Origin of the sequence: Paenalcaligenes sp. Me52 (assembly GCF_050487965.1) — a bacterium.
In the GTDB taxonomy this organism is placed as follows: Bacteria; Pseudomonadota; Gammaproteobacteria; order Burkholderiales; family Burkholderiaceae_B; genus Paenalcaligenes.
This window is the reverse complement of record NZ_JBKQFO010000001.1, coordinates 2,004,092-2,024,996: the sequence shown is the minus strand read 5'-3', so window position 1 is coordinate 2,024,996 and position 20,905 is coordinate 2,004,092. Positions and strand designations below refer to the sequence as shown.

At 48.7% G+C, this 20,905-nt stretch carries 26 protein-coding genes and 2 tRNA genes; 16 read left to right on the top strand and 12 right to left on the bottom strand.

Annotated elements, in window-relative coordinates:
* Nucleotides 1–118: 118 nt before the first annotated feature.
* Nucleotides 119–1,012, bottom strand: a complete 894-nt coding sequence (locus tag ACLO87_RS09575; RefSeq protein ID WP_135865868.1) for a recombination-associated protein RdgC — start codon at nt 1,010–1,012, stop codon at nt 119–121.
* 32 nt (nt 1,013–1,044) lie between these two features.
* Here ACLO87_RS09575 and ACLO87_RS09570 point away from each other — a divergent pair, with 32 nt between their 5' ends.
* Nucleotides 1,045–1,572, top strand: a complete 528-nt coding sequence (locus ACLO87_RS09570) for a lipocalin family protein (protein ID WP_430223532.1) — start codon at nt 1,045–1,047, stop codon at nt 1,570–1,572.
* A 13-nt stretch (nt 1,573–1,585) separates the two neighbouring features.
* Here the strand turns inward: ACLO87_RS09570 and ssb are convergent, their stop codons facing one another.
* The 4 genes from ssb to ACLO87_RS09550 form a co-directional block, all read right to left on the bottom strand.
* A complete protein-coding gene (gene ssb, locus ACLO87_RS09565) occupies nt 1,586–2,065 on the bottom strand; it encodes a single-stranded DNA-binding protein (RefSeq protein ID WP_135862798.1) in 480 nt (159 codons plus the stop codon).
* A 3-nt stretch (nt 2,066–2,068) separates the two neighbouring features.
* Nucleotides 2,069–2,269 (bottom strand): hypothetical protein, encoded by a 201-nt coding sequence (locus tag ACLO87_RS09560; protein ID WP_135862800.1) that lies wholly within the window; start codon nt 2,267–2,269, stop codon nt 2,069–2,071.
* 347 nt (nt 2,270–2,616) lie between these two features.
* Nucleotides 2,617–2,692 (bottom strand) — tRNA-Arg (locus ACLO87_RS09555).
* 6 nt (nt 2,693–2,698) lie between these two features.
* Nucleotides 2,699–2,772 (bottom strand) — tRNA-Gly (locus ACLO87_RS09550).
* Nucleotides 2,773–3,196: 424 nt separating this feature from the next.
* On the opposite strand from ACLO87_RS09550, the gene ACLO87_RS09545 reads away from it, so the two are divergent.
* The 5 genes from ACLO87_RS09545 (at nt 3,197) to ACLO87_RS09525 (ending at nt 5,371) form a co-directional block, all read left to right on the top strand.
* Nucleotides 3,197–3,457, top strand: a complete 261-nt coding sequence (locus ACLO87_RS09545) for a SemiSWEET family transporter (protein ID WP_430223531.1) — start codon at nt 3,197–3,199, stop codon at nt 3,455–3,457.
* Nucleotides 3,458–3,612: 155 nt separating this feature from the next.
* Complete coding sequence (locus ACLO87_RS09540) at nt 3,613–3,825, top strand: cold-shock protein (RefSeq protein WP_430223530.1); 213 nt, start codon at nt 3,613–3,615, stop codon at nt 3,823–3,825.
* Nucleotides 3,826–4,131: 306 nt separating this feature from the next.
* Complete coding sequence (locus tag ACLO87_RS09535; RefSeq protein WP_166409716.1) at nt 4,132–4,308, top strand: hypothetical protein; 177 nt, start codon at nt 4,132–4,134, stop codon at nt 4,306–4,308.
* Between the two features lie 329 nt (nt 4,309–4,637).
* Nucleotides 4,638–5,129 (top strand): hypothetical protein, encoded by a 492-nt coding sequence (locus tag ACLO87_RS09530; protein ID WP_430223529.1) that lies wholly within the window; start codon nt 4,638–4,640, stop codon nt 5,127–5,129.
* Between the two features lie 20 nt (nt 5,130–5,149).
* Nucleotides 5,150–5,371 carry a hypothetical protein gene (locus ACLO87_RS09525; RefSeq protein WP_430223528.1) on the top strand — a complete coding sequence of 74 codons (222 nt, stop codon included), beginning with the start codon at nt 5,150–5,152 and terminating at the stop codon, nt 5,369–5,371.
* A 620-nt stretch (nt 5,372–5,991) separates the two neighbouring features.
* Here ACLO87_RS09525 and ACLO87_RS09520 read toward each other — a convergent pair.
* From ACLO87_RS09520 to ACLO87_RS09490, 7 genes are all read right to left on the bottom strand, one after another.
* On the bottom strand, nt 5,992–6,783 hold the full coding sequence (locus ACLO87_RS09520) for a hypothetical protein (RefSeq protein ID WP_430223527.1): 792 nt from the start codon (nt 6,781–6,783) through the stop codon (nt 5,992–5,994).
* A gap of 412 nt (nt 6,784–7,195) precedes the next feature.
* On the bottom strand, nt 7,196–7,525 hold the full coding sequence (locus tag ACLO87_RS09515; RefSeq protein ID WP_430223526.1) for a hypothetical protein: 330 nt from the start codon (nt 7,523–7,525) through the stop codon (nt 7,196–7,198).
* Nucleotides 7,526–7,700: 175 nt separating this feature from the next.
* The gene (locus ACLO87_RS09510; RefSeq protein ID WP_430223525.1) at nt 7,701–8,606 is read right to left on the bottom strand and encodes a hypothetical protein; all 906 of its coding nucleotides are present in this window, start codon (nt 8,604–8,606) and stop codon (nt 7,701–7,703) included.
* A 265-nt stretch (nt 8,607–8,871) separates the two neighbouring features.
* Nucleotides 8,872–9,618, bottom strand: coding sequence for a hypothetical protein (locus tag ACLO87_RS09505; protein ID WP_430223524.1), 747 nt, complete (start codon nt 9,616–9,618; stop codon nt 8,872–8,874).
* Nucleotides 9,619–10,300: 682 nt separating this feature from the next.
* Nucleotides 10,301–11,053 carry a S24 family peptidase gene (locus ACLO87_RS09500; protein ID WP_430223523.1) on the bottom strand — a complete coding sequence of 251 codons (753 nt, stop codon included), beginning with the start codon at nt 11,051–11,053 and terminating at the stop codon, nt 10,301–10,303.
* A gap of 377 nt (nt 11,054–11,430) precedes the next feature.
* Nucleotides 11,431–11,907, bottom strand: a complete 477-nt coding sequence (locus tag ACLO87_RS09495; RefSeq protein WP_430223522.1) for a hypothetical protein — start codon at nt 11,905–11,907, stop codon at nt 11,431–11,433.
* Nucleotides 11,908–11,977: 70 nt separating this feature from the next.
* Nucleotides 11,978–12,154, bottom strand: coding sequence for a hypothetical protein (locus ACLO87_RS09490; RefSeq protein WP_430223521.1), 177 nt, complete (start codon nt 12,152–12,154; stop codon nt 11,978–11,980).
* A 74-nt stretch (nt 12,155–12,228) separates the two neighbouring features.
* Between ACLO87_RS09490 and ACLO87_RS09485 the strand changes: the two genes are divergently transcribed.
* The 10 genes from ACLO87_RS09485 (at nt 12,229) to ACLO87_RS09440 (ending at nt 20,733) form a co-directional block, all read left to right on the top strand.
* Entirely contained in the window at nt 12,229–12,753 is a 525-nt protein-coding gene (locus tag ACLO87_RS09485; RefSeq protein ID WP_430223520.1) for a phage regulatory CII family protein, read from the top strand.
* Nucleotides 12,743–13,015 carry a hypothetical protein gene (locus tag ACLO87_RS09480; protein WP_430223519.1) on the top strand — a complete coding sequence of 91 codons (273 nt, stop codon included), beginning with the start codon at nt 12,743–12,745 and terminating at the stop codon, nt 13,013–13,015. Before ACLO87_RS09485 ends, ACLO87_RS09480 begins: the two co-directional genes overlap by 11 nt.
* Before the next feature lie 83 nt (nt 13,016–13,098).
* On the top strand, nt 13,099–13,515 hold the full coding sequence (locus ACLO87_RS09475) for a Ref family recombination enhancement nuclease (RefSeq protein WP_430223518.1): 417 nt from the start codon (nt 13,099–13,101) through the stop codon (nt 13,513–13,515).
* 46 nt (nt 13,516–13,561) lie between these two features.
* On the top strand, nt 13,562–14,314 hold the full coding sequence (locus ACLO87_RS09470; protein WP_430223517.1) for a helix-turn-helix domain-containing protein: 753 nt from the start codon (nt 13,562–13,564) through the stop codon (nt 14,312–14,314).
* Nucleotides 14,298–15,083, top strand: a complete 786-nt coding sequence (locus ACLO87_RS09465) for an ATP-binding protein (RefSeq protein ID WP_430223516.1) — start codon at nt 14,298–14,300, stop codon at nt 15,081–15,083. The genes ACLO87_RS09470 and ACLO87_RS09465 overlap by 17 nt, the downstream gene beginning before the upstream one ends.
* Nucleotides 15,080–15,523 (top strand): hypothetical protein, encoded by a 444-nt coding sequence (locus ACLO87_RS09460; protein WP_430223515.1) that lies wholly within the window; start codon nt 15,080–15,082, stop codon nt 15,521–15,523. Before ACLO87_RS09465 ends, ACLO87_RS09460 begins: the two co-directional genes overlap by 4 nt.
* Nucleotides 15,523–15,885: a DUF1064 domain-containing protein gene (locus ACLO87_RS09455; protein WP_430223514.1), complete on the top strand. Its 363-nt coding sequence runs from the start codon at nt 15,523–15,525 to the stop codon at nt 15,883–15,885. Before ACLO87_RS09460 ends, ACLO87_RS09455 begins: the two co-directional genes overlap by 1 nt.
* An 886-nt stretch (nt 15,886–16,771) precedes the next feature.
* On the top strand, nt 16,772–17,536 hold the full coding sequence (locus tag ACLO87_RS09450) for a DNA adenine methylase (protein WP_430223513.1): 765 nt from the start codon (nt 16,772–16,774) through the stop codon (nt 17,534–17,536).
* 75 nt (nt 17,537–17,611) lie between these two features.
* Nucleotides 17,612–17,818: a hypothetical protein gene (locus ACLO87_RS09445; protein ID WP_430223512.1), complete on the top strand. Its 207-nt coding sequence runs from the start codon at nt 17,612–17,614 to the stop codon at nt 17,816–17,818.
* Between the two features lie 107 nt (nt 17,819–17,925).
* A complete protein-coding gene (locus tag ACLO87_RS09440) occupies nt 17,926–20,733 on the top strand; it encodes an autotransporter (RefSeq protein WP_430223511.1) in 2,808 nt (935 codons plus the stop codon).
* Nucleotides 20,734–20,905 lie beyond the last annotated feature (172 nt).

The window sequence follows — 20,905 nt, the reverse complement described above, 5'->3', positions numbered from 1 at the left end:
GTGGAATAGCGCTCGGGGGGCATAGTGAGCATGTGATTGGCAGTCCATTAGATTGTGAACTCATTCGGATTCATTCTTAAACGGGTTTATAGGGTGTTGCTGTAGCCGTGGTTCATTTTTACCGCTCGCCGCCTAGTGCCTCGACCAGATCGCTGATCATCTTGGCCAGCTCGGCGGTCATCAAGGTCATGTCAGCATCAAAGATTTCGTCATCGTTGACGGCTGTCACGTCTTGTTTTTCAGTCAGGATGTCCAGTGGAACCACGCGTTTGACGTCCAGCGCATCGGTCAGCACAAAGCTGATGCGATCCGCCCAGGTCATGGCCAGGCGGGTGCATTGCTTGCCAGCTTGGATGTGTCGACCGAGTTCTTCAGGTTCTGCGCTGTGGCGCACGTACTTCACTAATGCACGGTTCTCGGTTGTGGAGCGAAGTTCGGTGTCTTGGTCGATGGTGAAGTTGGCGGGTGCCTCATCTTCCAGTAGCCAAGAGGTCATGGCCCCACCAGGCGAGGTTTCTGTATAAAGTGGCAGCACAGGGAATGGGTTGATAGTCTTAGCTAACAACCCCATCACTTCATCACCAACACTGGCAGCCGCTGCATCAACACATAGCCAGCGGTTTACTGGATCAATCCAGACTTGGGTATCACGGGCAACGCTAAAGGCGCGAGGCATCAGCTCGGTGATTACCTGCTCTTTGATTTCCTGCATTTGCTTGCGACCGGGCTTATAACCCTGTTCTTCGGCGATTTCAGTAGCCTTGGCACATGCCACCTGATTTATTACGGTGCTTGGCAGCAGTTTCTTTTCACTGCGCATGCACAGTAAGATTTGCTCGTTGTTTTGGTAGACTAGGCCGTGTCCTGCGCGTGGTTCAATCCAGCCGAGTGATAGAGGGTCTTGGCTGGTACCGGGCTGGAACTGGTGCTGTTCAAGTAATTTGGAGAGTTGGGCAGCATCAAGCGCCCACGCGGGATCTAAACGGTAGACCCGTAAATTTTTGAATAACATTAAATTTTCCTGTCTTAGGTACTAGAGCTCTTATGAAGAAAAGCGCCAGTGTTTTATTAGTAATGCTGTTAGCAGGTTGTGCGCAGCCAAACCCAGATCTAGTAGTTCAAAAGGATGTTGATCTCAGTAAGTACGCTGGAACGTGGTATGAGCAGGCAAGATTGCCTAATCGTTTTCAAAGTAAATGTGCGGGCGATGTCCAAGCGGACTATGTTTTACAAAGTGGTAGCGTCTTACAAGTAACTAACCAGTGTCGTTTACAAGACGGTAGTGTTGAGGTTGCTATAGGAGAGGGCAGGCTTGCGGGTGGTGACAGTACGTCTAAGTTGGAAGTGCGCTTTGCACCTAGTTGGCTATCTTGGTTGCCAATGGTTTGGGGGGACTACTGGATTATTCAGTTGCAGGATGATTATCAATATTCACTAGTTGGTACCCCGAATCGTGAATATCTCTGGGTTTTGTCCCGAGACAAGGAGGGCGACAAAGCAAAGGTTCAAGCATTGCTTGAGTTTGCGGAAGAGCAGGGTTTCGATACTAGCAATGTAGTCACTGCTCTTTAATCTCAGATGTTTCTCAGAACGGAATATCGTCATCTATATCAGCGAGATTATCGACAGGGGCTTGGTACGGATTAGCCGCGGGTTGCTGACGTGGGGCTTGTTGGGGAGCCGCTGCACGTTGTTGTTGCTGTTGTGGTGCGCTGTAGGCACCACCGCCATCACGACCACCCAACATTTGCATTTGGTCAGCGATGATTTCAGTGGTGTAGTTATCTTTACCGTCTTGGCCTTGCCATTTGCGTGTGCGCAAGCGGCCTTCAACGTAGACTGAGCGGCCTTTTTTTAGGTACTCGCCAGCGATTTCGGCGAGGCGGTTATAGAGCACCACGCGATGCCACTCTGTATCGTCTATGCGTTCACCAGAGCTTTTGTCTTTGCGTGTTGATGTAGTAGCGATTGAGATATTGCAGATGGCGTTACCTTCTGCGCCGTATCGTACTTCTGGGTCACGGCCTAAGTTGCCCACCAGAATTACCTTGTTAACTGAAGCCATGAATTAGTGTCCGGGATAGGGGCCGGTGAAGGCCAAGATTACGTAGAGAGTGATACAGACCAGCCAGCTCCAAAAGTAGGCTTGGGTTGGGATTACTTCGCTGGGGTCAATAGGTGGTCGGATGTGGTGTTGCCAAACCCATGAGGCGGTACCGCACACAGCAAATGCGGCCGTCCACAGGAACAGGCTAGCAAGCATGCTCATGATGTATTTCCTGTTGAGTTGTGGGTGGTATGCCCGATGGATAGTAAATGGCCAGCACCGTGCGGAGCCGCTGTAGTAGTGGCTCTGGCTGTGCTGTTAAGAGAGTGTCCCCAGCGTTATCAATAGATAGTGGGGATAAATGTTTGAAGCATAAAAAGTGCGCGCTATACTTGCCAAAGTTTCTTGGAGTAACCAGCGATGAAAAAACTACTAATTTGCTTACTTGCTTTTGGGTTAACGGCCTGTGCGGTGTATACGCCTAGGGGTTCCGTTGTGGTCGATCCTGATGGGAACTTACAGCAAAGACACTGCCCACCGGGTCAGGCCAAGAAAGGCAATTGTTAATCTGGCGCGTCTGACAGGATTTGAACCCGCAACCGTTGGTGTAGAAGACCAATGCTCTATCCGTTGAGCTACAAACGCTGAATATGGAGCGGGATAGGGGAATCGAACCCCTGTAAACAGCTTGGAAGGCTGCTGCCTGACCACTCGGTCAATCCCGCAGGGTGCCCCGTTTCCTGGGGGGGCTTACGCTAGGAGCAGTAGCTTTATTGCTATGTTGCATCTATCGACAATCAGTATTGACCCAAGCGTAGAAGTAATTGTTTTTTGACTGCTTATGTAGCAGATGTTTGGTTCTGAGCTAGAGTTTCGTTTTGATTTTTCAGGATGTAGCCGTTTACATAGGCATTAGAGAGAGCAAACATGAAAATCAAGATACTTAGGAAAATTAGAACCCTGTGTATAGCCATAGCAACCTCTTTGAGAGCGTACTCAACAGTAGTTTAAGGATAGTAGTTGATGAGCTGTAACTACCGTCAATTAAGGTTAAACCCTACCTAGACGATTTAGATATAAGGCAAGAATATTACCCCCTATGGAGGAGATTAGTGCTTAGGGCTCTAACGGTTACTGTTAAGGCGTGCTATGGATAACAGGGTGTTAACATTTTTAGGTTGGGTGGCTACATTTACTGCTGTGGCTATGTACATATCTTACATTCTACAGATTAGTAATAATCTAAATGGTATGAAAGGTAGTTGGTTACAACCCTTAGTGGCTGGGATTAACTGCTCTCTTTGGGTCACTTATGGCATGTTTAAGAGGCCAAAGCGTGATTGGCCTATAGCTGTAGCCAACTTTCCAGGTATTGTTTTTGGTTTTATTGCATTCGCTACATCGTTGTGAGATGAGGTTTTCCCTGTTTTTGTGAGGATCGCGTCAAAGTGATGTTCAGTATGGGATAAGTAGCGCTGCTTACTTTGTAACAGTGCTATCTATTGTTGGCTAAATAGACGATAGTGGGTGCAGGGATATTTTTCCCTGATAATTTAGGATTTATATTGAAAACAGAAATCGGTATTGTGAAGTGGTTTGATAACACACGTGGCTTTGGCTTTATCATGCCAGAGGATGGTAGTAAGGACCTCTTTGCACACCATAGTGAAATCCAAGGAGATGGGTATCACAAAACGCTTGATGAAAACCAACGAGTATCTTTCGTTGTTGGCCAAGGTCAAAAAGGACCATGCGCTACAAGAATTCAAGCTGTCTAATACAGTGGTTCTTGCATAACACAGCAAGAACATAAAAGAGCAAAGACCGGTAACTTTACGAAGTGCCGGTTTTTTTGTGCCTACTGTAGAGAACACTGTTACAAAGTATAGGTGTACTTAAGTACCTCAAAGCCCCATAGTGTCTGAGTGCGTTAACACACATCTACAACAATCATAAAAAAGGCCAGCACCCTCGCTCGCCTATAACTTTTTACTACGCGTTCACTTTTTTCTACGCTACGCTTTTGGCAGCACCAGCTCCCGACCGCTCTCAATGATCAATATGAAGAAGCGTTGGAGATCTTAATGATTTACCACAAACTGAATCAGGGTGGCATGAGCCCCCTGCACGTATCCCCTTTGCTTGAACCTAAACAAACTGCTAAACAGCAAGAAGAACAAGCTCAAGAAAGGCGGCTCACTGAAATCCGTCGTAACTTTGTCCGCAACCTGAAAAACAGGTTTCCTGGGCTACCTTACTAATTAGCAAGTAATAACACCTTGCCACCTAAGCCGCCTTTCTAGGCGGTTTTTTCTTGGTACAAGCTTCTTAAGGTTACTCGTACTGACTTTCTATTAATCACAGTTTGACGCGCTCCATTCCCATAAAGCAGGGTGGTGTAAACACGGTCTATAGACAGGTGGTTGTATATCGGTGCTAAGGCGATATTGAAACGCGCCAAACTGTGCCGACAGATACCCTCAGTCGGGAGGTGCTTATCAGTCATTAGGTATTAGAAAGTAGGGTGATCAGTCCCGATTCGATATGATTGAGTTTCCACACAACAACCATTGTTAAAAGGGAACTGATCATGGAAAAATTCTGCAGAGAACGACAAAAAGCTATTCTTAATGCTGCACGTCAAGCATTCCCTGAGTTTCATGACTGCTCTGAAGATATTGCTGACATGACAGCAGAAGAAGCTATCGCGGATATAAGATACCTTGAGGGCCACGGCCTTCTGAAAGTGCAAGGCCCTCGCTACCTGAATCAAATGGACTGGGATGTTTCTATCCAAATCACTTCTGAAGGTATTGATTTCATTGAGGCTGATGGCGGCTTGTCGGCGATCCTTGGTGTAGTGACGGTTAGGCTTCATGATGAAACTATCAAAAACTTGATTGAGGCTAAGATACTGGCAGCTGATTTGCCGCAGCCTGATAAGCAGAGATACATTGATGAGCTGCGAAAGCTGCCTGCCGAGTCCACAAAACACCTTGTAATGAAGCTGATTGATGCTGGTCTAACGAATGCGCCGGCAGCATGGACCGCAATACAAAACGCCCTAGCGCCTTACCTGTAACACCGCTGAGCTCGGTGTCAATGCGTTCAAATTCCCCAACAAGAATGGGGGACAAAAGAATTAACAAGTTTGGCTTCTCGCTGTCTATCAATAGCACCATGTGGTTATTACAGAAAATCACTGCCTCAGGCCGTAGTATCAGCATCTTCTATTCCTTTACTTTCTTCGCTTCAGTAAGCACCACCATTGATGCTTACCAAAGCGGCCTATCACTAGGCCGTTGGTGCTACGTGGTTCCGTAAATGCTGCGGTACGGTTTCCTTACCGCCCCCTACCAACAACATCAGGGGGGCGCCGAACCCTGCGCATGTTTAAGGCCTCACGCCAATCGCAGGAATACCGGTTTTTTGCTTTTCTTTGTGCCTGGGCGCAGCCGTTTCCCTTCCGCACCCTAAACACTTCACAGCGGGGCGCGTGGCGTCTTTGTGTGCCGTTATTCGCCGCCCCCGATAATGCTGGGGTGGTGTGGTCCACACTGCTTGTTGTTAAAGATCGTTTGCAACTCTGTTTGGCTGCCCTTTGGGCTAGGCTTTGGTGAGTTGTTAAATATAGATTAGCGCAGAGCTAAACATTATGTCAATAGCGCTGCGCTAATCTTTTGTTTTGTGGAGATGTTTAGCGCATCACTCAGCAGAAGCGAAGCCGGAGAGGTGTGGTGTTAGCGGTTAAGGGGTGGCAAGTCGATCTTGCTAGCGTGCTATACGAATAGGGGAGAGGATGCTACATATCAGCCATAGCAACAGGCGCAAAAAAGCCCTCGGAGGAGGGCTGGGGGGTAAGGGTGTTATGTGGCTAGAAAGTGTCTAGTAAACTCTGGTCGATTTAGTATTCACCGGAGGCTTACTATTGAGCTGCATGGCAATTAGGCAATGTCGAAGATCGGGTCGTTTGCAACTCTTGAGCCGGACTGAATGCTGATACCGCAGAAGCAAGATTGTATGCTATTTCCTGAAATAGTATTCCACCCTTGTTCATGAATCGACATTTGAAGTGAATCGAGAGTTCCTTTTAAGCGGACACGGTCGAACGCCATATCAATTCTTTCGATGGTTAGACGGCTGGCTTCTGGTTCTAGGTAAAGCTGCAATGCTACATTTCTAGATGCAGTTCTGACAGTGATTCTTGGCCCCTCGCACTCAATATCCCAATTAGATGCTCGCGCCTGCCAAGCATTTTCTTGAATGGTGAGTGCGATCCGACCAAGTTCATCAGTGAAGATGCCTGAAATCAAAAATGACTGACCTTCTTGCTTAGGCGGTGTCAGTGACAAAATTGGGGTTCCGTTGATCTCAATGATGTGTTTGCAGTCAATGAACTGGTTGCCTGCAAAGTTTACTTCGATTGGGTTTAAGCCAAAATCAAATAGCTCGCTAGTGAACCCTTGCTGTAAGCACTTAGGGTTAGCGTTGGCCGCTGCCACGGTGGCTGCTGAAAGCCGCTTTCTCGCGCGTTTCTGATTGCACTGTGAGCATAGCAAAGTCATGCCTTCGGGAGAATGGACTTTGGCGTCTACAAAGTCCGGATCAAAATGCTCATAGTCATAAAATCCGAACCCACAGATCACACAACCGAACCCACAACGCTGACGAATTTCTCTTTTTATATGACTAGGTATGCGTCTAGACAGTCCATGTTTGTTCACGTGGCTAGCCATTTCACTCCCCTCTTTTTTTGGCTGATCTTACGTGGCTTTTGATTTAAGAATGTACAAAATAGCTAAGGCAAGATAGGTTGTTAAGAAGCTATTGGGTACAGATTGCCTAATTATATACATGCAAAAACCAGCTTACAGGCTAGCATTATTGCCACAGTTCCCGATAATTGACACTTATCGCAGTGTTGGCTTCTGGCCGACAGCAGCCATTATAAGGTCTAGCTAAAAATAGAGCAGCCCACAAAAAAGCCGCCTAGAGAGGCGGCCTTGTCTTTATGTGGCAGGGATTGTTAGGCTAACAGATCAACCTTTAGCTTGTTGTGTATGTCTGCTATCGACCCAAAGCAGACACTCAAATAACTGACACTTGAGTTAAGCCGCGCCGCGAAGCCGCGTCGGCTTGAGTGAATGGTTAGGCACCAACCGTGCCACTGGAGGAGAGTGGCTTGGGCGGAACCAGAGCGCGTAACTCTGCGAAGTCGCTGTTGGAGCGGGCAGCGACTTCCGACCATGCGCGCTCAAAAGCTGGATGCTTGAGGTTCGATACGATGCCCTCCAGCCAAAACCGCCAAGTTTTGTCGGAGACACGACCGGACTGCTTAAGAAACGCTTGTTGATTGCATAGATCAAAGTACCGGTAGAACTCATCGAAGTTGTCGATGTGCTCTGACTCACTAAGCCTCTCGCCAAGCAGCGCTTTAACTGGCAGAGTGACTGCAATATCAAGGTACTCCTTGGCCAAGTAGTCCTCAAAGGTCGTGACAGCTTGTCTCTGCGACAGGACTAGCTGCCCGCAGCCACGATGACCGCACAGGCCGTCGCAATGTTCGCTAGCGCGGAAAGAACTTCGAACATCGATAACTCCGCCATTGGCACCTAACGTGAGAGCTCAGCGGCGCCGGCACGAATTTTTAAGTTTATTTCGTAAGCTCACGTTCAAACAGACTCACAAAAAGCTCTTTGTTGCGTTGGATTGCTACGCTGGCATCAGCTTGGCTAATTACGTTGAAGTTTCGATAGAGAAAAACCTCAAGAAGCAAGGCATAAGCAACTTGCAGTATGAAATACCCGTGGGCATAGGTTTTCAGCTTCGCAGCACTACTTCTAAAAGGCGGAAATGTGGTTCCGTGAAAGCGCTCATTTCTGAATTGCGGCATTACGATAGAGACTAGAAATGACGTTTTTTGCTCTTGCGAAAGAGTGTACTTTTCACCATTTATATCCATCTCATTGCCTAGAACTAATTTCCTAAGAAATGCACCAGATTTTCTTTGAGCTTCATCTGGTGAGGTAACCCAAATTGGCTCATATTTTGATAGAAATGCCGAGTACAACGCATTTCCGAAACAGCTTTTAACGCGCTTTAGGAATGCTTCCGAGTGTTGATCCGGTGTTGCTTTGCTTTTGAGAATTCTCTTCGCTGCAAATTCGCATGTCTGCATGGGAATGACATTGGCGAGAGGGAGAAACGCTTTACAAGTATTCTGGTCAGTGGTGACTTTATTAACAAAGCTGTCAAATCGTGATTCATGCTGTGGCGCGGACACTTCATCTTTCACGCGAAAAAACTCAGCGTCTAACGTCTTCCAAATGGCATCAAACGCCACGTCAGGCCTGTATGGAAGTTGATCTAGGCACTCTAAAAAATGTCCAAGCAAAGAGTGGAACTCTTGATCGGTCGAGGGTGCCAGCTTGGCGGGGATAAATCCCTGTTGGACATTATTTTCATCAAGGATTTTTTTGAGTTGCTGTTCGGCCGGGAATAGAAACTGACTGGGCCATTCATTGTTGTACTTAATTCTTAGACGCTTTGTGTCTTGCATAAGGATACCGTGGAGATCTAACTAGATTTAGACGACAGACAAAAAAATTGTCGTTCTCATAAAACTGAATCTATTCGAATTTATGTGAGTGAGCAATCGCAAGCAAACTTTTTAGACAAAACTAAAAAATTCGAGATTGTCCGCTTGTAAGTAGTCCAAAGAGCAATGATGGATGACTGCTTATGGCCGATAGCTGACATTATAAGGTTACCTACAGAGAATAGAGTAGCCCATAAAAAATCCGCCTAAAGAGGCGGCTGTATTTTTAGTGGAGCATTCCGCCAACTAAGTTAGAAAACTGAGTTTGATGAAAAGTGACCGTCTTATCAGTATAGTAATTTGCACGTTCAAATTGTTTTGGGCCTACATGCTTTTGGCTTTCAACTGCCGCTAAAATGAAGCCCGGCAATTCCTCATTGCGATATTGCATGTGAATAATTTCAGCCTCAAGTAGACGCTGTACGCCAGTTGCGGCAATAACAATCAAAGGCTTGGATGGGGCATCAATTAAGAAGTCTGCTACAAACTCACCTGCAATAGGTAGTATGGCGTCAGTATGATAAGGGACTTCAAAACGGCTACATGCTGTATTGACAGCTTGACCGACAAGCTCTTTGAATTGTGCTGAGCTTTGACGTTCTTCATATGATGTCGCGATAGCAAAGGCTTGTTGGGCTGCCTCAGCGACGCGAAATATCAATGCCGGAATGGAGTCGGCGTTAGCTGTTGTTGTTTTAATTGTGTCATTTTCATCAATTTCAACAGGAAGGATTGTGTTGAGGGCTCCCTTCCAGCGTGATAGTCCCATGGATTCAGTGTTTCCGCCAGATAGCTCAGCTTGAAAAAGAGAGTCCCCATTTTCATCAATTTGGAATGAGCCATTTTTTTGACGAATACGAATGACAATATTATGGCTTGTCCCTGGGTACTCTAGAGGTGTAACCACACGCCAAACGCCGCCTTCATCAGGTAGCACCTGAAAGAGCTGGCATATAGAGTGTTTAATACGCATTAATTCCATAATTCATTTTGGTTTCTGGATACGGGGCTTTTTATACTGATTCCGCATGCATTACAAAAAAGGTGTATCAGTTTTTGGCGATCATCTTTACTTCTTGGGTCCCAGTCCAGGTTACCTTTTAGGTTAATATCTGGCTGAGCTACTAACATTCTGTTGTTCAGGTCTAGGGCCGTATTGCAAGGGGTTACGCAGTGTATTCCTTTATGGCTGGGGTGCCAATGTAGCTCAAACAAAATGCGGCGTTCAACTGGAGATGGGTTATGGACAAAATACCCATAGAACGAAGAGTCTGTCTTAATCTCGCCATTACGCCATACAAAGAGCACTTTATGAGTATCGGAGACTTGTATAAAGCCAGAGGAGAATGTACCAGGCCTTCCCATACGCTTGAACTGTCCAGGTAGAGAGCCTTTTTTAAGTGGCGAAAAGGCAATTTCGGTGCAGTCTAAACGTTTTTCAGACAGTTTATGATTTTTAAGTTCACTAGGGAGCATATCAGTTTCTGGTGTTGTTAATGCGCCTACACAGCAGCTGATAGAGCAACTCAGCTAGTTGGCAATACCTGTAAAAGCGCACCTCTCCAGCTTGTGCGCAGCGCTTTACTACTACTTCTAATGCTACATCAGAGCGCAGCGATACGATTTGTGCGCAATGTTACTGCTGGGGGGAGTGGCTATTCGCCACCAAAATTCTTGAACTGAATCGGCAACGCCCTAATTACGCGGCCTACGATGCGTGTGTCTTCAGGTCTTTCCGACCATTTCCATGAGGGGTATTTGTTATTGTCAGACGTGACCATTACGTCTCTACCAGGACGCGATAGACGTTTACACACCAAGTCTTTGTCATGCACCAGAAGATAAACGCCTTCTGATACGTATTCATTCACTGATACATCAACAAACAGCAGGTCGTCTGGATTAATGGTTGGCACCATTGAGTCCCGCGAGGCCATGACGATCTTGACCGAGTTAGCTTTATTGGTTGTTCCCAGCATCTTCTGCGCCATACCAATAGGCATGGACATAGTGGAAAGCACTTCGGGGTAGTCGGAGTTCCCGATACCTGATCCGCAAGCCGCTCTTACGTCTAAGCGCTCAAAAATGGCTATATCGGCATTTTTGGAAACTGAGTTGTGATGTGTTGATTTTGCAGCTAGTCGAGAAGCATCAACGCCGGCGGTCAGGGTTTCCGGAGTATCCATCCAGCCACGAGGCAGGCCTAAACTTTCCTCAAGCTGTCTCGCTAGGTCAGAGCCCATTGTTTTAGGCTTCTGAGTTTTGCTATTGAGTGATCCGTTTATAAGCTGACTAAACGTCGAGTCACGTTCATTCCTACCGGCGGCTCGATTGAGAGCAGCAGCAGACTCATGTTTCTGTATTAGTTCTTTTAGGCGTTCTAGACGCGTTTCTTCAACAGTTTTCATAGTTAGATTAAATAGCTTAGCGCTAATCTTGTGGGTTAGCGCTGCGCTATTGACTTGATGATTAGTTCCGCGCTAATCTTTGGTTATGAAACTATCTGATCTATACAAAACTCTCGATAAAGCTTCACGAAATGCTCTTGCTGAAAATGCGGGGATTAGTCCTGCATATCTATGGCAGATAGCAACGCAATGGAGCGGTAGAAAGCCGTCAATAGAGGTAATCGGGCGGTTGATCAGAGCAGATAGTCGTTTACGAGCAGAGGATTTGGTGAGGGAGTTTTCATCTCTGCCAGAGTCCAATATCAGAGAGTCCAGTCATGCGTAACCTTCGTGAGTTGTCGGGTGTCTTGTTTCATCGGTTGTTTCGGATGCTTCGTTTAGAGAGAAGGCATCCATGGTGGAGCAAGCCTAAATTCAGTTTTGCACGTAGGGCATTGCGCAATTTCATTGTTCTTGGCTGTGATTTGGAGTATCGACTTCACCGATTTGTTATCTCGGCAGCTGGGGCAAAGGTGATGCACTGGCTCTCCGTTCCGGGCAGATTCTTTTATGCGAAGAGTGAAAGTTCCAGGGTAGTCCTCGACCAAATCGTAGCGGGAAAAATCTCGATTGCGTTTTTCAAGCTTGCGAACCTGGTCTTCAAGTTCACGTATGCGAGCCAGCGCCGTGGCCTCGCGCTCGGTGGACTCAAGGCTCTTATTTTGCATGGCGATTACCTCTGCTCCGATATGCATGAGTTGAATATGAAGTTCATTGGTAGCCGCCGTGACCTTCGCTTCATCCAGCGTTTCTACAGCCGTCTTGTAGGCTGAAATGCCATGAGTGATACCGGTGAAGATGGCCATTGGATCCATGGTCAACTCCTTTTAGGAAAAGTTTAGTTACTGGAATCTCTGAATATACCTGATTGGGGTTGACCACCCATTAATGCAGGTCATGCGAGTGGTGCTGCGGCTCAAGAACTTCTTGCATGTCCTGCTCCATACATAGTCGCTCAAAGACGGCATGTAGCAGCTCATAACTAATGTCGCTTCTGTCGGTGATTTTTTGGCAGATGGCATAAGCATTTTTTAACAGTTGTTCTGTCTGTGTTATTTCCATGATTTTTGCTCCGTTGTTAACACTATATGTCGTTGGTCTGTCCGGCGATACGCTGAAATGAAAGAGGTTTCAAGGTGACGCTTCATTACTCAAATACAGACTGGCTGGATGTTCTCTACAACAGCGTTCGTCGTACTCATGGTGGGTTAACTGATGCTGCTCGTTATCTAACAGAGCGCCGGGGGCGCAGCATCCATCCAGAGAGCCTACGTGCAAAGCTCCGTGCAGTGAATGGCGATGAGATCAGCGTATCCATGGCAGAACTTCTCAGTGAGTGGATGGAGGAGAAAGAGGGCGGCAAGGAGTACGCCTGGGACTGGCTGCTGGTGATGAATGCACAGCGCGGTATCCATGTGGACTGTGTGCCATCAGAACCAATAGGTGGTTGGGATGACGAGTGCAAAGCGTTGCAGGAGAAGTTTCTGCTTATCTCTGAAAAGTGGGGAAAGATTGCTGCCGCTACCTCAGCAACAGTGCAAGACAACGTTATTGAGCAGAGTGAGGCGGATCAGTTGGTACCTCTATTTAGAGATACCCGTGTTCTGTTGCATCGTGCAGAGCGAAACACGTTAAGAGGAGTGAGAAAACATGCTCGGTAACTCACAGCCCATTTACGGCACCGACTACACAGACCTCTTCAAACTGGGTTGGTTTAACAATCCACGCGTAGCCAAAGCCTTTTGTGTGAATCATGACCAAGACAAGGCGAGCCGTACTTTTGCGATCAAGGCTGCAATTTATGAGGCAACTGGTGTCGATAGCTTAGCGAAGCTGCCACCGGCTGATTTTGTGCGTTTGATAGCGAGTAAGGGCTTGGCATTCACGTTGCCAACGTCTTTGAAAGCTGCTGCAGGTATATAGCGATGAATAAAGCATGGAACAGCACTCTACGGGCCAGCGCAAAGCCGCTACGTACTAAGAAACCGTGGGAGCCAAAGAGAGGTATGAACCGTCCCCAAAAGCCCACGACAAGCAAGAAGACGCCTATGGCGTCGCGTGGCATGAAAGGTCGTCCGGTGACTGCTGAGCAGAAGCGTTTTCACGATCAGTTAGCGGCGCTTGGGTGTGCTGCTTGTCGTGTAGAGGGTAGGGAGCAGATGGAGGTCAGTATCCATCACATTGATGGACGCACCAAACCAAATGCCCACTGGTATGTATTGCCACTATGCGCTGGTCATCATCAAGACGGCACAGGTGCGCCAGGTCTTATTGCAGTGCATCCATGGAAGAAAAGATTTGAAGCCGCTTACGGCACTGAATACGAGTTGTTGGCCACATGCCTACAGCAGATAAAAGAAATCCCAGCAGCTGCGCTAACAGCTCTGGGGGCGATTCAACAAAGTGAGGCTATTGAATGCTGATTATTTTACCAGTACCTAGAGAGTACGTCACCAGTTTGGGGGCGCTATGAGCACAATAATTATGACGCAATGCTGGCCTTTGCAGGGCATGAATGCAAGCCAGAAGGCTGTATTGATCAGTCTGGCTGATAACGCCAATGACGATGGTGTGTGCTGGCCGTCTGTTGCTTACATTGCTGTGCGTACCTGCTTATCTGAGCGTGCGGTACAGAACGCAATTAAGTTTTTGCAAGAGGTAAAGATTTTGGCGGTTGAAGACCGTAATGGCCGTTCAAACGTGTACACGATCAAAGCGGACAATTACACACCAAACCCCCGCAAATCCTGCACCCCCGCAGAATCTGCACCCCCGCAAAAAGAGTCAGAACCCCCGCAGAATCTGCACCCCACCCCCGCAGGAGCTGCACCCGCCCCCGCAAATCCTGCACCCATAACCACCAATAACCATCAAGGAACCGTCATAGAACCACAAGAGGCACCGTCAGGGCCGGTGCTTCCAGTTTCTTTGGATGAACTAATGGCGGATGGTGTTTCTGAAAAAGTAGCCAAAGAGTTTCTGGCACTTCGTAAAAAACTGGGTCATGAGCTGACTCCGCTAGCACTGGATGGCGTCAAACGTGAGGCTGGCATTGCTGGCTGGTCCTTGGAGGCTGCTTTGACTGAATGTGTAGAGCGTTCGTGGAGAGGCTTTAAGGCTGCATGGGTTAAGGGCTCAGGGATTCAAGCAACTGGCAACCAAGGCGAGGGTTTTGCGGGTCAGGATTACAGCAAAGGGGTTGGTAATGATGGAAGTTTCTAAGGCCATGCAAGGCGCAGAGGTCGCTACACGCTGCTGCGATCAGCACGGCGAATACCAGTCACAGCACGTCACTCTGGGAAGAACGGAGTTTTGGACCACATGCCCTGCATGCACTGAGGCGGGCACTAAAAGTGATGCGCAGAAAATTATTGATGATATCAACGCAGGGCGTCGCCAAGCTGTGATGAATAACACGATGCAGCGAGCCGCCATTCCTCCACGGTTCATGGATCGTCGCTTTGCAAACTATCGTGCCACGTGCTCCAACTCTGCCAAGGCTTTGGAAACAGTGCGTGAGTATGCGGAAAACTTTGCAGACAGTCTTGCTTCGGGCCGTAGCCTGATTTTGATGGGCACGGTAGGCACAGGAAAAACGCACCTAGCTGCATCGGCAGCGCATGCTTTGATTGCTCAAGGTTACACGGCAGTTTTTACCTCGGTGCTGTCGGCTGTACGCAGTGTTAAAGAAACCTATGGTCATGGCGCTACACAGACGGAACGCCAAGCCATTAATGCGTTGATTGCACCAGACCTGCTAATCATTGACGAGGTGGGAGTGCAGTTTGGTAGTGCTACCGAAGAAATGATCCTTTTCGAGATTATCAACGGCCGCTATGAGCAGATGAAGCCCACCATCATCATCAGTAACTTGGCGATGGAGCCATTGAAGAAATACCTAGGTGAGCGTGTCTTTGACCGTTTGCGCGAAGGTGGCGGCAAGGCCGTAGTGTTTAACTGGGAAAGCCACAGGGCGAAGGTGGCCGCATGAGTGGGCAATATTACCGATCAAAAGACCATGGCACCTGTATCGGGTACCGAAATCAGTGGGATGCAAGCGTGCCGTCAGTTGGCTTTGTTTTCTTGCGAGAGCCGCTAAGTATTGACCGTGTGTCGATACGTGATTGTGAAATCAAAGCAAAAGCCATGGGCGGGGGCGGTGTTGATCTGCTGTTTTTGGATCCTCATATAGCGCGTGATGCCTACTGGACAGAGGTAGGGACATGGGCATTAGAGCAGCTTGAGCGGTGTCAGCCAGTCATAGCTTGCTGGTGGGATTTGCACGGCAGAACAGAAATAGTAGATAAGTACCTCAAGCTGGTGTGTGACTTTGGGTATCGCAATACGTTGCATCACTTTGGGCTCAAGCGTGGTGTGCCGCAGATATTCAATGCTTTAAAAAACACTAAGCCAATGCTGTGGAGGCTTTGATGGCAGCAGTCATAACGGCGCGGGGGTGCAAGAAGGCACCTAAATACAAGAACGTTAAAACGGTTGTAGACGGTCATAAGTTCGATAGCAAGAAAGAGGCTCGGCGGTACCAGGCACTAAAGCTATTACTGCAGGCCGGAGAGATTACTGATCTTGAGCTACAGAAACGCTACGAGCTGATACCTACACAGCGCAAGTCAGACGGTAAGGCGGTGCGAGTAGTCACCTATTACGCTGACTTTGTTTATATGCGCGATGGCGCTCTGGTTGTGGAGGACGTAAAGGGTGTGCGCACTGATGTGTTCGCTCTCAAAAGCGCTTTGATGCTGCATGTGCATGGAATTGAAATCAAGGAGGTGTGATGCAAATACCTTCATGGGTCGAGTACGAGATACAGAACTGGGCGCGGATGCATTGGGTAGGGAGCATGCCCGGTCCGCATCGGGTGGTACAGGAGCCTCGCCAGTGCATGTATCCGCTCCAAGAGGTGGACGATGAGGAGCAAGACAATACTCCAGTGAACTATGAGCGTGCGCAGCTGGTAGAGGGGATATACCAGCTGCTGCCTCGTGAGGATCGAAGGGTATTGCATGCTGAGTACACGCGGGTTAAGGAGTACGGCAATATGCCTGATCACATCAGAGCTGAGGCAGCTAGCAGGAAAATAGGGATAACAGTGGATTACTACAAGTTAGCGCTGTTGAGTTTTAGAAAAAAGGTTTGGGGGGCGTTTAAGTGAGTATCTATGCCAATGCTGGTGATTTATTGTCTTGCTATCCTGGTCGCCCGTTTCGGATGTATGAGCTGGTACGTCACGTATCTAAAGGGCGCGCACTACCAAAAGGTGAGCGCGCAAAGTATGAGAGAGGGATTCAACGGGCGATGCGTGCTTTAGCGGAGCACGGATTAGTTGAGATCGTTAAACCGGAGCCGGGGCGCTACGGGGACATGTATGTCTGGCGTCCAGTGGGGCAAATGTTACCGAACGATAACATTGCATCGCACATTCGGTAACGCAATCGGTAACATAGAGGTCGAGAAGTCACGTCTATAGAAAACGCACGTGACGAAAAAGCCCGCCAGTTGTGAGATTGGCGGGCTTTTATTTTATCTAGCAAAAGAGAACGGCGACAGATTCAGGGCGGCAACCCTTAGCCTGCCAGCCAATACACAGACCAAGCCTGTGATCGACCCAAGGCCGTCCCCACCTACGTAGGCGGGAGTAACGGTATCACAATGGACACGACCATGGCAAAACCTATTATTCCTTGGATGGGTGGCAAACGCCGCCTAGCTAAACATATTCTCCCTATTTTTCCAGAGCATACGTGCTATGTAGAGCCGTTTGCTGGTGGTGCGGCGTTGTTTTTTATGCGGCCAAATCCGGCAAAGGTTGAGGTGCTTAATGATCTAAATGGTGATTTAGTGAACCTCTATCGAGTGGTGCAGCACCATCTGGAAGAGTTTATAAGGCAGTACAAGTGGGCGCTAACATCTAGACAACTGTTTGAATGGGAGAAGATGAAGAGGCCTGAAACGCTAACTGATATTCAGCGAGCAGCGCGGTTCTTCTATCTGCAAAAACTGGCGTTTGGCGGTAAATCAGATAGCCCTACCTTTGGGTATGCCACTACGTCACCATCAAAGTTTGGATTCCTTCGTTTGGAAGAAGAGCTGTCAATGGCTCATTTAAGGTTATGTCAGGTACATGTGGAGCATTTGCACTGGGCAGACTGTGTAAAGCGTTACGACCGCCCTCACTCGTTGTTTTATCTTGATCCACCGTATTGGGAAACTGCGGGGTATGGCAATGAGTTCGGGATTGATGAGTATGTGCGCATGGCTGAGGTTATGCGGACAATGCAAGGTAAAGCCATCCTGAGTATTAACGATCATCCAGACATTAGGGAAATCTTTAAGGGGTTTACTTTTGATGTGGTGGGTATCCAGTACTCGGTGGGTAAGGTGGAGAACAGGTCTAAAAGCGCGGAGCTAATCATACGTAGTTGGTGATGGGTGTCACTGGTGCGATTTGAAATCGCACCTTTAATTCTTCTATTTGAAATCGAAGTATTCCAGAGGAGCGCTGTGGCTTTTTATCTATGCATCATTGAGCGTGACGCCCTGCCTAAGATGGATAGGGTGGCATTAGTTGATGACCCTGGTTGGAGGTGTCTGCAAGAGGTTCAGGCCGCAGGCTGGCGAGAGGCGCGTGAGCAGGTTAACGAGCGCGGCCTAGTGCATGTGGCTGGGCATGGGTGGTTTATAAACCGCAATTCAGGGCTTTCTATGTAGGTGCATACGCTTGGAGCACGTGTGGCTACCAGTTTTCAGTGATATTCAATACTGTAGTGCTCTGTTAGCCTACTTCGTCATAGAGAGATCAGATAACGGAGCATGTGATGCAATTTCCTGTAACCCCTTTAGTCGCGGCACTTTCTACCGGCCTGTTTATGTGCAGTGTAGGGTATGCCCAAGTAGGAGGAGGCGCGCATGGTGAAAACGGTGAGAGTTTCCATGCTGATTGGACATTAGCTGAGCAGCGAAACAGGACTAGCATCGGTGATGCGGGTACTACGTATGCCGATGCTGATGCTAAGGATGGCCAGCCAATTATTGACCAGCCACGCATAGAGTTGAGTGGTGGGGAGATTACAGGTAGGGCAAGAGGCGCTGGTGGTGATTCTGCTAATGGAGGAGCGGGGGCTGGAGGCTTAGGCGGTGGTACGGTCTTTGGTGGTATCAGCAGTGGTGGAGCGGGGGGATACGCCAGCTCCTCCTTCTCAGCGAACGGTGGTGCCGGTGGTGAGGTGAGCGGTAACCATATTCGTTTGAGCGATGTGACGCTCACAGGTGCTGAGGGTGGTGATGGTGGTGATGGTGGTGTTGTTGGTGGTGCTCTTAGTAATGGTGGAGCTGGTGGAGCAGGAGGCTTAGGCGGTGGCTCGGTCTTTGGTGGCATCAGCAGTGGTGGAGCGGGGGGGGCCACCTACTCCTCCTTCCGCTCCTCCTCCTCGCATGGAGGAGCGGGAGGTAATGTCAGCGGTAACCGTATTCGTTTGAGCAATGTGACGCTCACAGGTGCTGAGGGTGGTAGTGGTGGTACTTCTGGTTTTGGGGGAGCAGGAGCAGGAGGCTTGGGCGGTGGCTCAGTCTTTGGCGGTATCAGTAGCGGTGGTGCGGGGGGATACTCCTCCAGCTCCTCTACGAATGGAGGAGCGGGAGGTAATGTCAGCGATAACCGTATTCGTTTGAGCAATGTGACGCTCACAGGTGCTGAGGGTGGTAGTGGTGGTACTTCTGGTTTTGGGGGAGAAGGAGCAGGGGCAGGCGGTTTAGGTGGCGGCTCGGTCTTTGGTGGCATCAGCAGTGGTGGTGCGGGGGGATTCGCCATGTCCAGCTCCGCCTTCGCAAACGGGGGGGCAGGTGGTGCAGTTACCGAAAACCATATCACCTTAGCTGGCGTGAGCTCGTTAACGGGTGATATCTATGGTGGTTACAGCCGAGGCGGTGCTAAGGGTTATACAGGTGATGATGGGGAGGGTGGGTATACCAACCATAACTCAGTGACCTTGGTGGGGGATGCATTGACCATTGGTAAAAAAGACTCCACAGGCAGTTACGAGAGTGGTGGTTCTGTTTACGGTGGCTATAGTGTGAACGGCAATGGCAAGGTGAATGAAGATAGCGATTTCACAAGCTACTACCAAGGAAACACCTTAAACCTAGATGGTTACCGTGGATCAGTTAAAGGAATCTATCACTTCGAGAACTTCACCTGGATACTGCCTAAGGATGTGGTGAATGCAGATACCTTGATTCGTATTGAGGGTACCAAGGCTGTAGCGTTAGATCACACTAAACACAGCATTGCCATGAAAGACGATGGCAATAGGCTGAGTGTGGGTGATACGGTGACGTTGATTGATCACGTTCAAGGCACCCCACAACTGACAAACCCAACGGTGGAGCAAGGGCACTTTATTCTGTATGACGTCACCTTAAGAGAGGCTAATGGTCAATTAGTGCTGGGTATTGCAGGTAAAAAGGATGATACTAGCAACGGCAACGGCAACGGCAACGGCAATGGCAATGGCAATGGCAACGGCAATGGCAGTGGCAATGGCAGTGGCAATGGCAACGGCAACGGCAACGGCAATGGCAACGGCAACGGCAACGGCAATGGCAACGGCAATGGTGATTCAGATAATGGGGGAAACACTCCCGCTGGACGCATCAATCCTAAAGCTAAATCTTTCCTAGAAGGCCGCTCAGCCATGCTAGCCATGACTAACCAAGGTGCTGATATGGTCAGTGAAAACGGTATTGCTGCTGCGCAAAACTCCGGCAATGGCGCAGGACTATTTCTCACCAGTGCAGGAGGTTCTAGCCGCTACAAAACCGGCTCACACATTGATGTTAACGATATTAAGTTTGCACTAGGGGTATCTAAGGGCTTTGCGCTGCATGAGTCCAGTACTCTGACGGTAGCGGCCTTTGCGGAGTATGGCGATGGTAGTTACAAGAGCCACAATGATTTCGGTAGTTTAGGTAAGGTGCGAGGTAGTGGTGATTCCAACTATGCGGGTGGCGGTGTATTGCTGCATGTGGATGGTTTAGGCAGTACAGCTAGCGCAGCCATCAACTCCCACGTTAAAGCCGGTGGCCATATCAGTGCAGCACTGCGTGCCGGTCGTACTCGCAACACCTTTGACAGTGCCGACATGGTGGATGCCGAAGGGGTAAGTGGTCGCTACAAATCCCGCACGAATTACTTCAGTGCCATGCTGGGTGCGGGTTATGTACTTAGCCTAGACGAGCAGCAAGCACTAGACGTCTATGGCCGTTACACATGGGGCCGTTTGGGTTCCGATACGGTACACATAGGTAAAAGTGCTTTGGACTTGGATTCTTCAAACAGTTCACGTTTGCGAGTAGGCACACGTTATAGCTATGTGAGCAGTGATGCGTTTACCGTTTACGGCGGCTTGGCATTTGAGCGTGAGTTTAAGGGTTCCGCATCGGGTGAAGCGGCTGGCTTGGGTATTGATCAGCCATCGTTTAAAGGCAATACCGGTGTAATGGAACTAGGCGCCACCTTAAAACCATGGGCGTCCCAGCAGGCGTTGAGCGTAGATGTAGGTGTTCAAGGCTACGTGGGTAAACGTGAAGGGGTATCAGGAAGTATCAAGCTGGGATACGCCTTCTAACGAGTAAAAAAGGTCTTGTACCTAAAAAGCCCAGTTGCCTGTAGCGCTGGGCTTTTTTTGGTTTGGAGTATGGGAGCACAGGGCTTTAATGTTTTGTAATGAGAATTGTTATTATTTAAATAAAAATCCGGGGGCCCCTAGAAAAAAGGATACGGTAAGGGGGGTTCTAACC

Coding starts and splice junctions, on each gene's coding strand:
- ACLO87_RS09560 (WP_135862800.1), bottom strand. CDS start 2,269: ATGAGCATGCTTGCTAGCCTGTTCCTGTGGACGGCCGCATTTGCTGTG.
- ACLO87_RS09545 (WP_430223531.1), top strand. CDS start 3,197: ATGGATAACAGGGTGTTAACATTTTTAGGTTGGGTGGCTACATTTACT.
- ACLO87_RS09570 (WP_430223532.1), top strand. CDS start 1,045: ATGAAGAAAAGCGCCAGTGTTTTATTAGTAATGCTGTTAGCAGGTTGT.
- ACLO87_RS09440 (WP_430223511.1), top strand. CDS start 17,926: ATGCAATTTCCTGTAACCCCTTTAGTCGCGGCACTTTCTACCGGCCTG.
- ACLO87_RS09505 (WP_430223524.1), bottom strand. CDS start 9,618: ATGCGTATTAAACACTCTATATGCCAGCTCTTTCAGGTGCTACCTGAT.
- ACLO87_RS09480 (WP_430223519.1), top strand. CDS start 12,743: ATGCTCGGTAACTCACAGCCCATTTACGGCACCGACTACACAGACCTC.
- ACLO87_RS09535 (WP_166409716.1), top strand. CDS start 4,132: ATGATTTACCACAAACTGAATCAGGGTGGCATGAGCCCCCTGCACGTA.
- ACLO87_RS09500 (WP_430223523.1), bottom strand. CDS start 11,053: ATGAAAACTGTTGAAGAAACGCGTCTAGAACGCCTAAAAGAACTAATA.
- ACLO87_RS09530 (WP_430223529.1), top strand. CDS start 4,638: ATGGAAAAATTCTGCAGAGAACGACAAAAAGCTATTCTTAATGCTGCA.
- ACLO87_RS09455 (WP_430223514.1), top strand. CDS start 15,523: ATGGCAGCAGTCATAACGGCGCGGGGGTGCAAGAAGGCACCTAAATAC.
- ACLO87_RS09470 (WP_430223517.1), top strand. CDS start 13,562: ATGAGCACAATAATTATGACGCAATGCTGGCCTTTGCAGGGCATGAAT.
- ACLO87_RS09475 (WP_430223518.1), top strand. CDS start 13,099: ATGAACCGTCCCCAAAAGCCCACGACAAGCAAGAAGACGCCTATGGCG.
- ACLO87_RS09525 (WP_430223528.1), top strand. CDS start 5,150: ATGCGTTCAAATTCCCCAACAAGAATGGGGGACAAAAGAATTAACAAG.
- ACLO87_RS09450 (WP_430223513.1), top strand. CDS start 16,772: ATGGCAAAACCTATTATTCCTTGGATGGGTGGCAAACGCCGCCTAGCT.
- ACLO87_RS09575 (WP_135865868.1), bottom strand. CDS start 1,012: ATGTTATTCAAAAATTTACGGGTCTACCGTTTAGATCCCGCGTGGGCG.
- ACLO87_RS09490 (WP_430223521.1), bottom strand. CDS start 12,154: ATGGAAATAACACAGACAGAACAACTGTTAAAAAATGCTTATGCCATC.
- ACLO87_RS09510 (WP_430223525.1), bottom strand. CDS start 8,606: ATGCAAGACACAAAGCGTCTAAGAATTAAGTACAACAATGAATGGCCC.
- ACLO87_RS09495 (WP_430223522.1), bottom strand. CDS start 11,907: ATGGATCCAATGGCCATCTTCACCGGTATCACTCATGGCATTTCAGCC.
- ACLO87_RS09520 (WP_430223527.1), bottom strand. CDS start 6,783: ATGGCTAGCCACGTGAACAAACATGGACTGTCTAGACGCATACCTAGT.
- ssb (WP_135862798.1), bottom strand. CDS start 2,065: ATGGCTTCAGTTAACAAGGTAATTCTGGTGGGCAACTTAGGCCGTGAC.
- ACLO87_RS09465 (WP_430223516.1), top strand. CDS start 14,298: ATGATGGAAGTTTCTAAGGCCATGCAAGGCGCAGAGGTCGCTACACGC.
- ACLO87_RS09460 (WP_430223515.1), top strand. CDS start 15,080: ATGAGTGGGCAATATTACCGATCAAAAGACCATGGCACCTGTATCGGG.